General features: G+C 42.2%; 12 protein-coding genes. 2 read left to right on the top strand and 10 right to left on the bottom strand.

Translation table 11 applies throughout. The annotated features are described in order from the left end of the window. Positions 1–252 precede the first annotated feature (252 nt). Entirely contained in the window at positions 253–786 is a 534-nt protein-coding gene (locus V7112_RS00200) for a DUF2529 domain-containing protein (protein ID WP_335413630.1), read from the top strand. Positions 787–1,129: 343 nt separating this feature from the next. Here the strand turns inward: V7112_RS00200 and V7112_RS00205 are convergent, their stop codons facing one another. The 9 genes from V7112_RS00205 to V7112_RS00245 form a co-directional block, all read right to left on the bottom strand. Continuing rightward, positions 1,130–2,737 (bottom strand): CTP synthase, encoded by a 1,608-nt coding sequence (locus tag V7112_RS00205; RefSeq protein ID WP_335413632.1) that lies wholly within the window; start codon positions 2,735–2,737, stop codon positions 1,130–1,132. 506 nt (positions 2,738–3,243) lie between these two features. Continuing rightward, on the bottom strand, positions 3,244–3,804 hold the full coding sequence (gene rpoE, locus V7112_RS00210) for a DNA-directed RNA polymerase subunit delta (RefSeq protein ID WP_335413635.1): 561 nt from the start codon (positions 3,802–3,804) through the stop codon (positions 3,244–3,246). 383 nt (positions 3,805–4,187) lie between these two features. Next, a complete protein-coding gene (gene icmF / locus V7112_RS00215) occupies positions 4,188–7,448 on the bottom strand; it encodes a fused isobutyryl-CoA mutase/GTPase IcmF (protein ID WP_335413637.1) in 3,261 nt (1,086 codons plus the stop codon). A 266-nt stretch (positions 7,449–7,714) separates the two neighbouring features. Further along, a complete protein-coding gene (locus V7112_RS00220) occupies positions 7,715–8,335 on the bottom strand; it encodes a TetR/AcrR family transcriptional regulator (RefSeq protein ID WP_335413639.1) in 621 nt (206 codons plus the stop codon). A gap of 64 nt (positions 8,336–8,399) precedes the next feature. Then, positions 8,400–9,539 (bottom strand): acyl-CoA dehydrogenase, encoded by a 1,140-nt coding sequence (locus tag V7112_RS00225; RefSeq protein ID WP_335413641.1) that lies wholly within the window; start codon positions 9,537–9,539, stop codon positions 8,400–8,402. A gap of 272 nt (positions 9,540–9,811) precedes the next feature. Next, the gene (locus V7112_RS00230; RefSeq protein WP_335413645.1) at positions 9,812–10,945 is read right to left on the bottom strand and encodes an acyl-CoA dehydrogenase; all 1,134 of its coding nucleotides are present in this window, start codon (positions 10,943–10,945) and stop codon (positions 9,812–9,814) included. Between the two features lie 67 nt (positions 10,946–11,012). Beyond that, positions 11,013–11,867, bottom strand: coding sequence for a 3-hydroxybutyryl-CoA dehydrogenase (locus tag V7112_RS00235; protein ID WP_335413648.1), 855 nt, complete (start codon positions 11,865–11,867; stop codon positions 11,013–11,015). 28 nt (positions 11,868–11,895) lie between these two features. Continuing rightward, entirely contained in the window at positions 11,896–13,074 is a 1,179-nt protein-coding gene (locus V7112_RS00240) for an acetyl-CoA C-acetyltransferase (protein WP_335413651.1), read from the bottom strand. 480 nt (positions 13,075–13,554) lie between these two features. Then, the gene (locus tag V7112_RS00245) at positions 13,555–15,675 is read right to left on the bottom strand and encodes a (Fe-S)-binding protein (protein WP_335413654.1); all 2,121 of its coding nucleotides are present in this window, start codon (positions 15,673–15,675) and stop codon (positions 13,555–13,557) included. A 168-nt stretch (positions 15,676–15,843) separates the two neighbouring features. On the opposite strand from V7112_RS00245, the gene cls reads away from it, so the two are divergent. Then, positions 15,844–17,049, top strand: coding sequence for a cardiolipin synthase (cls, locus tag V7112_RS00250; RefSeq protein ID WP_335413657.1), 1,206 nt, complete (start codon positions 15,844–15,846; stop codon positions 17,047–17,049). A gap of 157 nt (positions 17,050–17,206) precedes the next feature. On the opposite strand, the gene V7112_RS00255 is transcribed toward cls, so the two are convergent. After that, a complete protein-coding gene (locus V7112_RS00255) occupies positions 17,207–17,386 on the bottom strand; it encodes a XapX domain-containing protein (protein WP_335413660.1) in 180 nt (59 codons plus the stop codon). Between the last annotated feature and the right edge of the window lie 77 nt (positions 17,387–17,463).

A 17,463-nucleotide genomic window follows, 5' to 3' on the forward strand; every position in this document is an offset into this window, starting at 1 on the left:
AATAGGATTATTTACTTTGTTTTTAACGACCGTTTTAATACGTTCGTTTTTTCGAATATTATTATATCGTTATTCATTTTTAATTCTACCAAGAGCAACAAATTTCCTTCTTTTTACGTAGAAAACTTTATTTCAAAGACCGAAACAATTTTCATCAACATAATTCGACATGATTTCTTATTTTTTTCGTATAACGTTATAATAATAATATATGGAAAATGAGTAATAAGATTAGAAAGGAATTTTACATTTATGTTAAAGATGTTTACTACACAGCTTCAAGGACAGTTTAACCGAATTATGGAACAAGAGGAAATGAATATGGAGGATGGCGCAAGAATTCTTGCTCAGTCTGTAATTAGCGATGGTACCATTTTAATACATGGCTTCGGTGAAATGGCTGCCGTGGTAACTGAGGCTTTGTTTGGCGCTGAACCGCTAAAGTCGGCTAAGCCTTTATTTACTGATGGAAAAATGAATGAGGTTGAGGATGTCGACTCTGTTTTGTTAATCACTCGATTTTCAACTGATGAAGAGGCCATTAAGCTTGCAGAAGAACTACGTGACAAAGGAATTCAGACCGTGGCGATTTCTGCGATTGTAAAAACGGAAGATAAACGCACATTAAACCAAATGGTCAATATTCATATTGATAGCAAGCTACAAAAACCACTCATCCCAGACGATTTCGGGAACCGCTTCGGTTTTCCAAGCGTGATGACTGCCTTATATGCCTATTTCGGACTTAAATTTACAATCAAAGAAATGGTCGAGGAATTTGATTAGGGAAAATTTTATAAATTCCTTTGATGAAGGACTAAACGGGGCTTAGTCTTGATCAGAATGGTCTTCATAACCCTGATGAAGACCTAAGCGAAGCTTACTTTCGGTTCGAATGGTCTTCATAGCCCCGATGAAGAACATAACTATGCTAATTTTCGATCTGAATGGTCTTCATAGCCCGCATGAAGAGCATTTCCCATCGTATTCTTGGACCAAATCATCTTCATAGCCCTCATGAAGAGCATTTCCCTTAAGATTCCCGGACTGAATCCACTTCATCCGCCCAAGCCCGATAAAAAAAGGCGAGTTCGAATTGAACTCGCCATTTTTCATTACTCAATTTATGTTACATTTTTTCAGCGTTTGTTAATGATGCTCGAATAAATTCTCTAAACAATGGTTGTGGACGGTTTGGTCTTGATTTAAATTCTGGGTGGAATTGTGAAGCCACAAACCATGGGTGGTCTTTCAACTCGATAATTTCCACAAGACGTCCATCTGGGCTTGTTCCTGAGAAGACAAAGCCTGCCTCTTCCATTGCTTGACGATAATGGTTGTTAAATTCATAACGATGGCGGTGACGCTCATAGACCACTTCATCATTGTATGCTTCGTATGCCTTTGTTCCCTCTTCAATTTTACAAGGGAAAAGTCCAAGACGTAGTGTTCCGCCTAAATCCTCAACATCCTTTTGCTCTGGTAACAGGTCAATGATTGGATGAGGAGTATCTGGATTAAGCTCAGCAGAATGTGCACCATCTAAACCTAGTACATTTCGTGCAAACTCAACAGATGCTAGCTGCATACCAAGGCAAATTCCAAGCAATGGAGTTTTAGTCTCTCTCGCATATTTAAGAGCCACAATTTTTCCGTCAACACCGCGGTCACCGAAGCCACCAGGAACAAGAATTCCATCTGAGCCACCCAGTAATTCAGCCACATTTTCATCTGTAACTTCTTCTGAATTAACCCAGTTAATATTGATATCAGAATCAAATGCATAGCCGGCATGTTTTAAAGCTTCAGCTACAGAAAGATACGCATCTTGAAGCTCTACATATTTTCCGACCAATGCAATATTGGTTGTTTTTGTAAGGTGTGTCACTTTCTCAACGAGATTGATCCAATCTGTCATGTCTGCTTCTTTGCAATCTAGCTGAAGATGCTCGCACGCGATTTGATCAATGCCCTGTTGTTGAAGAGATAACGGGATTGAATATAAGGTTTCCGCATCACGGCTCTCAAAAACTGCTTTTGAATCAATGTCACAAAATAGCGCAATTTTATCCTTCATATCTTCTGAAATCGGCATTTCTGTACGAAGAACAATGATATTTGGCTGAATTCCAAGGCTGCGAAGCTCTTTCACACTGTGCTGGGTTGGTTTTGTCTTCATTTCTCCGGCAGCTTTAATGTATGGAACAAGCGTACAATGCACATACATCACATTGCGGGAGCCCACGTCACTTTTAATTTGACGAACAGCTTCTAGGAAAGGTAGTGACTCGATGTCTCCAACTGTACCACCGATTTCAGTGATGACGACGTCTGCATTTGTCTCATGGCCAGCACGGAAAACTCTTTCCTTGATTTCGTTTGTAATATGCGGAATAACCTGCACAGTTGCACCTAAATAATCACCGCGACGCTCTTTCTTTAATACAGTTGAATAGATTTTACCTGTCGTTACGTTGCTGTATTTATTTAGATTAATGTCAATAAAACGTTCGTAGTGCCCTAAATCAAGGTCAGTTTCAGCGCCGTCATCGGTAACGAACACTTCGCCATGCTGGTATGGACTCATGGTTCCTGGGTCCACATTGATATATGGATCGAATTTTTGAATCGTTACTTTCATTCCACGGTTTTTCAATAAACGGCCTAAAGATGCGGCAACAATCCCTTTTCCTAGGGACGATACAACCCCACCTGTTACAAAAATATATTTCGTCATCTTTCTTTTTTCCCCCATTCATGTAGTTAGTTAAAGTTTGCTCAAATTTATAAAATTGTATAAAGGAATCTTTCCTGTCTAGTTCAGCGCTTGCCCCTCGAGGTCATATGCCAATCCGGCAATAAGGATAAAGAGCGTCCTTCTTTCTGGATTTTCTTATGCTTGTCGGACTTGCACAGAACAAGGAAGGCTTCAACAGCAGAATCATGCACGAAGAAAATGCATTCCATTTTCGAGGAAGTGCTGACATCGACGTTTACCACAGGACGTGGCAGTATTTAGTCGATGCTCCACTTTCAAGGCGCTTACGCTTTTCGATTCGATCTGGGGTTTGTCTTTTTTCTCACCCTATAAAAATAAAAAAGCTCCGCTTACAAATATGTAAGGGAGCGAAACTTGTAATATGGTTTCGTAGATACTCTTTTTTTAGAGCCCAAAAAGTATTCTACCGAGTTAAGAATGAAAAGTCAATATGAAGTTTAAGTGGAATTTAGTTACAACAAATATTAGTCTTCTTCCTCTTCTTCTAACTCTTCTTCTTCGTCTTCTAATTCATATTCCTCATCATCGAGAAGCTCTTCATCGTCATCCTCGAAGTCTTCATCGTCTTCAATGTCATCGAAGTCCTCATCTTCCTCTTCGTCTTCAATGTCATCGACATCTTCGTCTTCTTCATCGAAATCTTCGTCGAAATCAAGGTCATCTTCGTCAAGGTCATCGAAGCCGATAAGATCGTCATCTTCGTCCTTTTTCTTCTTGCTCTTTTTCTTCTTCTTTGGTTTTTCAGTATGAGTAACCTCTTCATCGATTTGCTCGTACGGATACCATGTACGAAGCCCCCAACGATTATCACCTAATGTAATAAAACGACCATCGATATTGATGTCTGTATAAAACTGAGAAATTTTTGAGCGAAGCTCTTCTTCTGAAAGCTCTAATATTTTTGCTATTTCGTCAACTAGCTCGTTAAATGTAATCGCATCTTTTCTCCCTAAGAAAATCTCATACGCTACCTCAAGCATTGACATTTCTTTTATTTGCTCTGGTGAGTATTGATTAAGACTCATCAAGGCACTCCCTTTCTATGTATGTAACTAGAATTCTGATAAAAACATGTTGTTGAAATACTTCTCATAAAAAAATAAAAAGAGTACTGTAAAATACATATCATTCATTATAAACAAAATCAACCACTTTATGCCAGTGTATTCATTTTTTAAGGCTGAACCAACTAAATCAAATACGCCTCGGCGTATTTGCGCCCAGATTTTTTTCGAGCTTGCTCGAAAAACTTCCTTTGAAAAATCTGAGGCATCCGCCGGAGGCTATAACTTTATTCAGCACATACTTAAGTCCTTCACTCATTGTATACTTTTCATTTATTTCCCATATTTTAAAAAAAGATCGAGGCTTTGCTGAATAAAGTTATGAGTTCAGCCTCGCTCTTTTTCTACATATTTCTACGGTATTGTCCGCCCACTTCATAAAGTGCCTGTGTGATTTGACCAAGACTTGCGACCTGTACCGTTTCCATTAATTCCGCAAAAATATTCCCATTATCAATCGCAACCTGCTTTAGTTTCTTTAGTGCTTCTTCTACTTTATCCTTATTTCGTTCTTGGAATTCCTTTAAATTATTAATCTGAAGTTCTTTTTCTTCCTTTGTTGCTCGGGCAAGCTCGATATTGTTTAAATCCTCTTCTGTTGGTGGGTTTGGATTCAGGTACGTGTTCACCCCAATTATTGGAAGCTCTCCCGTATGCTTTTTCATTTCATAATACATAGACTCATCTTGAATCTTGCCACGCTGATACTGAGTTTCCATCGCGCCGAGAACCCCTCCACGGTCATTGAGTCGGTCAAATTCCTGGAGTACCGCTTCCTCAACTAAATCTGTGAGTTCCTCGATAATAAAGGAGCCTTGTAGCGGATTTTCATTTTTCGTTAAGCCATGCTCTTTCGTAATAATCATTTGAATCGCCATGGCACGTCTAACAGATTCCTCTGTCGGTGTTGTAATCGCCTCATCATACGCATTTGTATGGAGTGAATTACAGTTATCATGTAGAGCCATAAGTGCCTGTAAGGTCGTACGAATATCATTAAAATCAATTTCCTGGGCGTGCAGGGAGCGACCTGATGTTTGAACATGGTATTTCAATTTTTGACTACGCTCATTTGCCCCATACTTCTCTCTCATCACTGTTGCCCAAATGCGGCGTGCCACGCGGCCAATCACCGTATATTCCGGATCCAAACCATTACTGAAAAAGAAGGAAAGATTTGGCGCAAAATCATCGATATTCATGCCACGGCTAAGGTAGTACTCCACATACGTGAACCCATTTGATAACGTAAATGCAAGCTGGGAAATAGGATTCGCACCCGCTTCTGCTATATGATAGCCTGAAATCGATACAGAATAATAGTTACGCACTTTGTTATCAATGAAATATTCTTGGATATCCCCCATCATTCGAAGCGCAAATTCTGTTGAAAAAATGCAAGTGTTTTGACCTTGGTCTTCTTTTAAAATATCCGCCTGAACCGTTCCACGAACCGTTTGGAGCGTTCTCTTACGGACCTCTTGGAATTCCTCCACTGTTAATATACGGCCAAGCTCCTGCTCGCGCTTTTCAACCTGCTGGTGAATCGCCGTATTCATAAACATTGCGAGAATGATTGGTGCTGGACCATTGATGGTCATTGAAACTGATGTTGAAGGCGCACATAGGTCAAAGCCATTGTACAACTTTTTCATATCATCAAGCGTACAAACACTGACACCACTTTCGCCGACTTTCCCATAAATATCTGGACGATAGGCGGGGTCCTCACCGTATAAGGTTACGGAGTCAAACGCTGTACTTAAACGTTTCGCATCATCATCCTTGGACAAATAATGAAACCGTCGATTCGTTCGGTCAGGAGTCCCTTCGCCCGCAAACTGACGCTTTGGATCCTCCCCTTCACGTTTGAACGGAAATACACCTGCTGTATATGGAAATGCACCTGGAACATTTTCTTTATATACCCATCGTAAAATTTCCCCAAAGTCCTTAAAGCCAGGTAGTGAAATCTTCGGAATCGATAAACCAGAAAGGCTCTTTGTCTTTAAAATCGTGATGATTTCCTTATCACGGATTTTTGCGATGAATCTCTCACCCTTGTAGGTTTCCTTTGTGGCTTCCCAGTTTGCAAGGATTTTTTTTGATTCATCCGAAAGCTTTGCCTCGTATTTGGTTTTTAAGGTTTCTAGGGTTGTAACGACGTCCGTGTTTCCAAGCTCCTTCACACTTTCAATCGTGCCGGAAATTTGGAATATCTTTCGAGCAATTTCTACTTGCTCAGCTGCCTTTTTATGATAGCTCCGAACTGTATCTGAAATCTCGCGCAAATAATAGCGGCGGTCATTCGGGATAATCACATTTTGTTTTTGAACATCCGCTGTTTTTTCGAATGATGTTTCCCAACTCGTGCCCATTTTTTCGTTTATTTTTTCAATTAGGTTTGCAAAAAGGGCGTTCGTTCCGGGGTCATTAAATTGACTGGCAATCGTGCCGAACACTGGCATTTCTTCATAGTCTTTTTCAAACAAAAGATGGCTGCGCTGGTACTGCTTTTGCACCTGACGCTTCGCATCCTCTGAGCCCTTGCGCTCGAATTTATTAATAACAATGAGGTCAGCATAGTCAATCATGTCGATTTTTTCAAGCTGTGAAGGTGCACCGAATTCACTTGTCATGACATACATGGATACGTCACAAACTTCAGTAATTTCGGCATCGCCCTGCCCGATTCCGCTTGTTTCAACGATGATTAAATCAAAGCCCGCTGCTTTTACAACTGCGATGGCATCTTTAATCGCAAGTGAAAGTTCAGATTTTGAACCCCTTGTTGCCAGGCTTCGCATATAAACTCTCGGGTTAAAAATCGCATTCATCCGGATTCGGTCACCCAGTAAGGCCCCACCTGTTTTTTGTTTAGTTGGATCAACAGATAGAATCGCTACCTTTTTATCGTCTAACTCATTGATAAAACGGCGAATGAGTTCGTCCGTGAGTGAGCTTTTTCCTGCTCCACCAGTACCTGTAATCCCAACAACGGGGACCTTTTTATCAAGTTCCTTTATTTTTTGAATGACCGTTTCAGCTGCAGCTGCTGTTTCATTTGTGTTACCAATTTGATTTTCAGCAATCGTTATCAGCTTTGCGACTGTTTTGTAATCCCCTGTTTGAAGAAGCTCAAGCTCATCTGTTAGCTCAGCACTTGTTGGAAAGTCGCATTCTTGCAGCATCTTGTTGATCATTCCTTGAAGCCCCAAGAGACGGCCGTCCTCTGGTGAAAAAATGCCAGCAATTCCGTATTCATGCAGCTCCTTCATTTCACGAGGAATGATCACACCACCACCACCGCCATAAATGCGGATATGGGAAGACCCTCGTTCCTTAAGAAGATCATACATATATTTAAAATATTCCACATGTCCACCCTGATAGGAAGAAATTGCAATCCCTTGTGCATCCTCATGGATTGCCGCGTTGACCACTTCCTCTACTGAGCGATTATGCCCAAGGTGAATGACCTCAGCTCCACTCGCCTGCAGAATGCGGCGCATAATATTAATCGATGCATCATGACCATCGAATAAACTTGAAGCCGTCACAAACCGTACATGGTGCTTTGGACGATACACTTCCACTGTACTCATTCCTATTCCCCCAGTCCTATTAGAATAGCGTAAGGCGCCCGGATTAAGGAACATCGACTTACTACCGCCACGTCCTGTGGCGAACGTCGATGTCAGCACATCCTCGATGCTATGCATTTTCTTCGTGCGATGATTATGCTCCCGAAGCCTTTCTTGTCCTGTGCAAGTCAAGCACAAGACAAGCGCTGACAGAAGGCGCTCTTTTGCCTTCAGAAGCGATTGGCTTGTGACCTCGAGCCGATGGCGCCTGGAGCTAGACAGTAACTCTATTTTTCGATTCCCTTTAATAAAAGCTCTGTTTGCATTTCAATATATTCCTCAAGTGTGAAAAGCTTGCGCATCGCCCAGCGACGAAAGCCCCACATCTGTCCTTGCACAAAAATATTATGAGCAACAAGCTCAATTTGCTTCTTCGGCAATTGAAGTTCTCCTTTTGCGATACAGTCCTCAATTGCTTTTTCAAACATGCCGACCATTTCTACTTCCTTATTCAGCACATATGGAAGAGCATCCTTCGAAAGAGATTTCGCCTCCTGATAAAGAACAAGAACCTCATCCTGCATTTCATCCATAACGAGGAAATAGTTATGAATTGCAAGTTTTAGGCTTTCAATACTGCCTTCTTTCGTGTTAATTGCTTGCTGGAGACGTTCCTGAACCTGGTCATAAATGCTGTCGACAACCAAATAGAGAACATCCTCTTTCTTACGAATATATTCATAAAGCGTACCGATGCTAAACCCGGCCGCTTTTGCAATCTCCCTTGTTGTCGAGCGATGAAACCCTTTTTCCTTAAAAAGAGTCACCGCTCCCTTAATCATCTGATCCCGTCGTTTCTTAATAAGCCGCTCATCCTTCACCGAAGCCGGCACATCATTCCTTCGCACTTCAGTCACCCCCTAAGAAAAGTACATGGCGCCTGTTGGGACAGGGACCTGTCCCCTTGACCCACTATTTTGTTAGCATTCGAGAGATTACGAGGCGCTGGATTTCTTGGGTGCCTTCATAGATTTGGGTGATTTTTGCATCGCGCATATAGCGCTCCACTGGGTAATCCTTTGTATAACCGTACCCGCCAAAGACTTGCACGGCTTCCGTTGTCACCTTCATCGCAGTATCCCCTGCAAATAACTTCGACATTGCCGATTCTTTCCCATATGGGAGTCCCTCTGATTCTAGCCATGCGGCTTGATAGGTTAAGAGACGAGCCGCCTCGACACTTGTTGCCATATCCGCAAGCTTGAAGCCAACGCCCTGTTGGGCCGCAATTGGTTTGCCGAACTGGACACGTTCCTTTGCATATTCTGTTGCAGCATCTAGTGCTCCTTGAGCAATTCCAACCGCTTGTGCAGCAATCCCGTTACGGCCACCGTCAAGCGTCATCATTGCAATCTTAAAGCCTTCTCCCTCTTCGCCAAGTAAGTTTTCCTTAGGGACGCGGCACTCTTCGAACATAATTTCAGTCGTCGGTGATGAACGAATTCCCATCTTCTTTTCCTTTTTCCCTACCGAGAAACCAGGGAAGTCGCTTTCGATGATAAACGCGCTCGTTCCTTTATGCTTAGAGGATGGATCTGTTAATGCAAACACAACGTAAATGTCGGCAATCCCACCATTTGTGATGAAGATTTTAGAGCCGTTTAAGACATAATGGTCGCCTTCTAATCTAGCAGTCGTTCTCATTCCACCTGCATCAGATCCTGAACCTGGTTCTGTTAAACCGTAAGCACCGATTTTTTCACCCTGTGCCATTGGACGTAAATATTTTTGCTTTTGCTCCTCACTACCAAACTTGTAAATGGGCCAGCCTGCAAGTGATGTATGGGCAGAAAGTGTTACACCTGTTGATGCACAAACTCTTGATAGCTCCTCAACCGCGATACAATATGCTAAATAGTCACTGCCAATGCCGCCATACTCCTCTGGCCACGGAATCCCGGTTAAGCCGAGCTCCGCCATTTTATCGAAAATTTCACGATCAAAGCGTTCTTCTTCATCACGCTCCGCCGCAGTTGGTGCTACTTCATTTTTGGCAAAATCACGAACCATTTTACGAATCATTTCATGCTCTTCTGATAATTTAAAGTACATTGATAGGACCTCCACTTCAATAGAATGTTAGTTTTTGTGTTTGATGTTTCGTTAAGGACATTTATGTGTCAAGGAATGGGTATTTGCGTCGTTCTATCACGGATTTGCATCGTCCGACAGATATTTGAGTCGTCTGCCAGATATTTGCGTCATCCATTACGGATTTGCGTCGTCGACCATTTATTTGCGCCTTCAACCAGGTATTTGCGTCATCCAACTAGGATTTGCGTCTTCAACCAGATATTTTTGCGCCATTCACAGCAAATGCCCCATTACAAATGCTTACTGATAACAATCCTTTGGATTTCGCTGGTGCCCTCGTATATCTCTGTAATTTTCGCATCCCGGAAGAACCGTTCAACCGGATAATCCTTTGTGTATCCATAGCCGCCATAGACCTGAATCGCTTCCGTAGTAACCTCCATCGCGGTTTTCGATGCAAACAGCTTTGCCATCGAGGATTCTTTGTCACAAGGCAAGCCTTGTTCACGCAAAAATGCTGCGCGGTAGACAAGAAGTCTTGCCGCTTCTACAGCTGTCGCCATATCTGCAAGCTTAAAGCCAACACCTTGTAAAGAAGCGATTGGTTTGCCAAATTGGTGTCGTTCTTTTGCGTATTCCACCGCGTGTTCTACAGCCGCCTCAGCAATTCCTAGAGCCTGAGCAGCAATGCCGATTCGACCGATAGTTAAATTGGCCATTGCGACCTTAAAGCCCTCACCTTCAGCACCTAAAATATTTTCAGCTGGTACCATCACATCTTCAAGTGTGATTTGAAGGGTTCGAGAACCAAGAAGGCCCATTTTATGCTCATCTTTACCGAACTCAAAGCCCGAGGTATTTTTTTCAACAATAAATGCTGTGATTCCCTTGCTGCCAGATTCAGCAGGATTTGTACGTGCAAACACAATATACACATCCGCTTCCCCACCATTTGTGACGAAGACCTTTGAACCATTCAATCGATAATGGTCACCCTGCTTCACAGCCCTTGTTTTCAAGCTTGCGGCATCTGAGCCAGCGCTGGGTTCTGTGAGACAAAAAGCCCCAAGATATTCCCCGCTCGCAAGCTTTGGAATGTATTTCTGCTTTTGCTTCTCTGTTCCGAAATATAAAATGGGGTGTGTACCGACAGAGGTATGAACGGATAAAATGACCCCGATTGTCGCACTCACCTTAGAAAGCTCATTAATTGCAATGATATAGGATGTGAAATCCATCCCGGCACCGCCATATTTTTCAGGGGTTGTAATTCCCATGAGTCCAAGTGACCCCATTTTTGACAGGATTTCTCTTGGAAACTCTCCATTTTCCATGCGATCTACAAATGGGGCGATCTCTTGTTTCGCAAAATCGCGGACCATTTTTCGCATCATATCTTGTTCTTCTGTAAAATGAAAATTCATGCTGCTTCCCTCCAAAGTGGGATCTAGATGATGTGGGTTTGTAAGAGTTGTCACTTCATTCTCACCCCTATCCTTCGTAAGTATAGAATCCTCGACCTGATTTTTTACCTAACCAACCTGCTTTCACGTATTTACGAAGCAATGGGCATGGTCTGTATTTGTCATCGCCAAAGCCTTCGTGAAGGGTTTCCATAATATAAAGACAAGTATCAAGTCCGATAAAATCCGCCAGTGTCAACGGTCCCATCGGATGATTCATTCCAAGCTTCATTACTTCGTCAATCGCTTCTTTTGTGGCCACACCTTCGTAAAGCGTGTAAATCGCTTCATTGATCATCGGCATTAAAATGCGGTTTGACACAAAGCCTGGGAAGTCATTCACTTCTACAGGAACCTTGTTTAATGTTTTTGTCATATCCTCAATGACTTGGTAAACCTCATCAGCTGTTGCTAAGCCGCGAATTATTTCTACTAATTTCATAACTGGAACAGGATTCATAAAATGCATGCCAATCACTTTTTCCGGGCGTTTTGTGGCCGCCGCAATTTCAGTAATTGGGAGAGAGGAAGTATTTGTTGCTAAAATAGCATTCTGAGGTGCAATTTCGTCTAGTTGAAAGAAAAGCTTTGTTTTGATGTCCATGTTTTCGACGGCTGCCTCAATGACGAGGTCAACATCACTTGCATTGTGTAGATCAAGTGATGGTGTAAGTCTGCCTAATGTCGCTGTCTTTTCTTCTTCACTCATTCGACCCTTATCTACTTGGCGGGTAAGATTTTTCGCAATCGTCCCAAACCCGCGGTCTAGGTATTCCTGCTTTAAATCGTGGAGCTTTACATCATAGCCGGCCATTGCGCAAACCTGTGCAATCCCTGAGCCCATTTGCCCGGCACCAATAACCATCACTTTTTGAACCTTCATCAAACATACCTCCTATGATTACCGAAATTTATACTTGAACCATGATTGCGTCGCCCTGGCCACCGCCACTACAGATAGCTGCAATCCCGATGCCACCGCCACGACGTTTTAATTCGTGAATGAGTGTAATGATAATTCTTGCCCCGCTTGCTCCGATTGGATGACCAAGTGCTACTGCCCCACCGTTAACATTGACTTTTTCAGGGTCAAGATTGGCAATTTTTCCGCTTGTTAATGCCACTGCCGCAAAAGCTTCATTAATTTCAAACAAATCAATTTCATCGACTGTTTTATCTGTTTTCTTTAATAATTCATTGATGACGAGTCCAGGAGTTTTCGGGAAATCCTTCGCTTCAACGGAAATTGCTGCATGGGCAAGAATCGTTGCAAGAGGCTCTTTTCCTTCTTGCTTTGCTCGCTCGTCACTCATAAGAACAAGCGCTGCCGCCCCGTCATTAACACCTGGCGCGTTCCCGGCTGTTATTGTACCGTCTGCATTAAATACTGACTTAAGCTTTGCTAGCTTTTCAATTGTTGTATCAGCCCGTGGTGCTTCGTCTTGGTCAACAATCGTTACTGCGCCTTTGCGCCCTTTTACTTCTACTGAGACAATTTCCTCAGCTAATTTACCTGATTCAATCGCGGCAATCACACGTTGATGACTGCGAAGCGCCCATTTATCTTGTTCCTCACGTGTAATGTCCAGTTCTGAAGCAACCTCATTACCGTAGGTACCCATATGAACACCCTGGAAGCTACATGTTAAGCCATCATGGACCATTAAGTCCTTTAAGCTTGCATCTCCCATTCGTAGTCCGGAGCGTGCTTTTGGTAAAAAGTAAGGCGCATTGCTCATTGATTCCATGCCACCGGCAACAATCACTTCTTCGTCACCAGCACGAATGATTTGATCGGCAAGTGTGACACTCCGAAGTCCTGATGCACACACTTTATTGATGGTTTCCGTTTTTACTTCCCACGGAATTCCCGCGTTTCTAGCTGCCTGACGTGAAGGAATTTGACCTTGCCCACCCTGCAAAACATTTCCAAAGATGACTTCGTCCACATTTTCGCCTTCGATCCCTGCTCGCTGTAAAGCCTCCTTGATGGCAATTCCACCAAGCTCAGATGCTGTTAATGAACTAAGACTTCCCCCTAATTTTCCAAACGGAGTACGAACACCACTGACAATAACAGTTTTTCTCATGTTTCAACCTCCTTGATTTTTTCTAATGAATCGGGTACGATTTGCGCGTTTGCGTTACCCTTTTTCTTGCAGTTATCCCGAATCGGGTACGATTCCCACGTTTGCGTTACCCTTTTTCTTGCAGCCGCCCCGAATCGGGTACGATTCTCATGTTTGCGTTACCCTTTTCATTGCGGCTACTCCGAATCGGGTACGATTCCCATGTTTGCGTTACCCTTTTCATTGCGGCTACCCCGAATCGGGAACGATTCCCGCGTTTGCGTTACCCTTTTCCTTGTGGCTACCCCGAATCGGGCACGATTCGCCAAAACATCAGTAACCGCTTACATTTTGTCGACTGAACGCTCGCTCAGGACTACCTGAAAGAAGGAGGCGTACCTATGTACACCTCTATTTCTCTTATACTATTAATAAAAATCCAATGTTTCCTATATTCCTATTTTACAACATCAATAGTGGAAGATAAATCATAAATTTCCATTAAGATGCAATTTCTTGTTGTTCGCCAACAACTGATTTTTCAAGAATTTCAGCAATATCATATGTGCCGATTTGGTCCTCGACTTCCTTCGCCTTCGTACCATCACTTAGCATTGTTAAGCAGTACGGACATCCAGAACCAATTGTCGTTGGACTAACCGCAATCGCTTGCTCCGTTCTCGCTACATTTATGCGAGTTCCTGTATCCTCTTCCATCCACATCAGACCGCCACCAGCTCCACAGCACATTCCATTTTCACGGTTACGTTCCATTTCAACGAGCTGCACACCTGGAATTTGTTTTAAAATTTCACGAGGTGGGTCATAGACGTCATTGTAGCGTCCTAAATAACAGGAATCATGCCAAGTAATCACTTCGTTCACCGCATGCTTCGGAACTAATCTTCCCTCTTTCACAAGGTCATACAATAGCTCTGTATGGTGGAAGACCTCGACACCTTCAAGACCCAGATCTGGGTATTCATTTTTGAAAATATTGTAGGCGTGTGGGTCGATTGTGACAATCTTCTTTACTTCTGCCTTTTCAAATTCGGCAATATTGTTTGTCGCAAGCTCCTGAAATAAAAATTCGTTTCCAAGACGGCGTGGTGTGTCACCAGAGTTTTTCTCCTTGTTTCCTAAGATCGCAAACTTCACTCCTGCTTCATTCATCAGCTTCGCAAAAGAAAGCGCGATTTTTTGGCTACGGTTATCAAATGCCCCCATAGAACCGACCCAGAAAAGGTATTCGAACTCTTCGCCTGCTTTTTTCATTTCTTTAACAGTTGGGACATGAACATCGTCACGGACTTCACGCCAGTTTTCTTTTTCCTTTCGGTTAAGGCCCCATGGATTTCCTTGACGCTCAATATTCGTCATCGCACGCTGTGCATCTGCATCCATTTTTCCTTCAGTAAGTACTAAATAACGACGTAAATCAATGATTTTATCGACATGCTCGTTCATAACCGGACATTGGTCTTCACAATTTCGACAAGTTGTACATGCCCAAATTTCTTCTTCTGTGATGACGTCACCAATTAAGCTTGGGCTATAAGCTAAATCAGTCGTTGCTGCTGTTTCATTTACACCCTGGCTAGCGGACGCAAGTGCTAACTGATTTCCCTTTGTATGATTGAATGCAACAGCTGGTACCCATGGTACACGTGATGTTACGACCGCACCTGTTTCAGTTAGGTGATCACGTAATTTCACGATTAAATCCATTGGTGAGAGCATTTTTCCAGTACCTGTTGCCGGACACATATTTGTACAGCGACCACATTCTACACATGCATAGAGATCGACTAATTGTGTTTGCTTGAAGTCTTCAATTTTCCCAACACCAAAGGTTTCTTGTGTTTCATCCTCAAAATCAATTTTTTCAAGCTTTCCTGGGCTAGTTTGTCTGCTCAAATAAACATTTGCCGGTCCAGCTATTAAGTGAGCATGCTTGGATTGCGGCACGTAGACGAGGAAGCTTAACAGGAAGATTAAGTGAATCCACCATGAGATATAAAATAGGACAATTGCAGCTGTTTTATTTAGCCCACCTAAAGCAAGTGAAATCACGGACGCAATTGGCTCGCTCCATGATGGTTCATGACCATGCCAAACGATTCCTGCACCGTTTCCAAGTAAAACGGATAGCATCAAGCCACCAATAAATAAAAGAACAAGTCCTGATTTAAATCCTCTTTTTAGACGAACAAGCTTTTCCACATAACGGCGGTGGAATGCCCATACGACGGCAACTAAAATCATAAATGTAACGATTTCTTGGAAAAACGTAAAGCCTGGATATAATGGTCCCAGTGGAAGATGAGAGCCCGGCTTTAAGCCCTTCCAAATAAAATCAATCGCGCCAAATTGGACAAGAAGAAATCCGTAGAAGAACATGACGTGAATGGCTCCACTCTTTTTATCCTTTAAAAGCTTCTTCTGGCCGAATACGTTAATCCAAATCCGCTCAAGGCGCTCCTTTACTTTCCCGTCAAACTCAACTTTTTTGCCAAGCTTGATATAGGCAACTCTTGTCTTAATAAGGTAAACAAAAAGATAAATGGCGTAAGCGGTTACAGATAGAAACGCAACAAGATTAATAACCAAGAGGATATCCATGTTTAAACTCCTTCCTTAAGTTGTACTTTAATTAATTTTCTGACTATATAGTTCATATCTCAATTATATAATGAATGAGCATTCAGTCAACATTTTTCTTTTGAAATCTCAAATAATCATTCTAATTTTCGCGTAAACTAAGTGGACGCCGTTATAGGAGGGGTAAATTTGCTAAGGATTTTAATTTGGATCGTCCTAATTACCATTATTCTATTACTGTTACTCCGCCTTGATTACAGTCTCGGAAGAAAAAGTCACTTAAAAAAACAAGTGAACGATGAGTTTCCATTGCGTAACAGTGATATTTCCCTTTATGACACAGGGGAAACACTTTTCTCAGACCTTTTTAAAGACATTCAAAATGCATCCGAACATGTCCATGTCGAATTTTATATTTTGAAGGACGATGACATCAGCAAGGATTTTGTTTCCCTTTTAAAGAAAAAAGCGGAGCAAGGTGTCAAAGTACGATTGCTTTTGGATTGGGTTGGCGCCCACAATGTCACGAAGGAAATGGAAAAAGACCTAACCCGTTCAGGCGTTTCGTTCGCCTACAGCAATAAACCTAACTTTCCCTATTATTTTTACAAACTCAATCAACGTAACCACCGGAAGATTACGGTCATTGATGGAAAAACGGGGTATATGGGCGGCTTCAATATCGGAAAAGAATATCTCGGCGAGGACCCGAAATTTGGTTTTTGGCGAGATTATCATTTGAAGCTGACTGGTGAAGGGGTCGCAGACTTGCAGACACAGTTTTTGGAGGATTGGTATAATTCGACAGAGGAATCCATTGAAAATCGCATTGCATACTTTCCACCGCTTCCTAAAGGAAAGTCACAAGCAAGGTTCATTGCAAGAAATGGCGCCTATCTTGAGGACGATTTTGTCGGTATGATCAAGCAGGCCAAAAAAGAGATCATCATTGGATCTCCTTATTTTGTGCTAAGCGATCGACTCAAACAGGAATTGATTGCCGCTGCAAAACGCAATGTAAAGATTCGTGTCCTTTTACCCAAAAAACCGGATCATCCTTTTGTAAAAGAAGCCGCCATTCCATTTATAGACGAGCTTTCAAAGGTTGGCATTCAGTTCAATATGTATACGAGGGGTTTTTACCACGCAAAGGTGATTTGTATCGATGACACGCTCTGCGACATCGGTACCGCCAATTTTGATAAAAGAAGCCTGTATTCGAATTATGAAATCAATTGTTATATCCATGACAAGGAAGTAATTAAAGAAATTAAAAAGGTCGTGGAGGAAGATTTTACGACATCAAATCAGCTTACACGTGACCGTATCAACGAATTGAAGTCGGAGAAAAAGTACAAAATTAAAATAGCAACCTGGATTTCACACTTTTTATAGGGATGGGCGTGGAATACTATCACTATTTCGGAAATACTGTCACTATTCCAGATTTACTGTCACTAACCAAAAAATACTGTCACTATCCCAAATTTACTGTCACTATCTGAAAAATACTACCACTAACAAATAAGAGCACCCGCAGCACGGGTGCCTTTTATTTTGGTCCAAACTGAATGAGTGGCACAATCCATTGGAATAATTTAAATCCTAAGTAAACACCAACTATGCCAGTAACCCCTGCAAGTGCTGGTGGCGCTGGGATTGGCAATTTTAATACAGCAAATAAAAATCCGACAATTATTCCCGTAAGTAGTGCTAAGATAACCTCTTTCATTTGCAGAATCCTCCCCTTTTTTATCATTATTCCCGACAAAAAGGCCCTCTACTCAAGAGAGGGCCAAAACAAAGAGA

It is taken from the genome of Bacillus sp. JJ1566, from assembly GCF_036962685.1.
Taxonomy (GTDB): Bacteria; Bacillota; Bacilli; order Bacillales; family Bacillaceae_L; genus Ferdinandcohnia.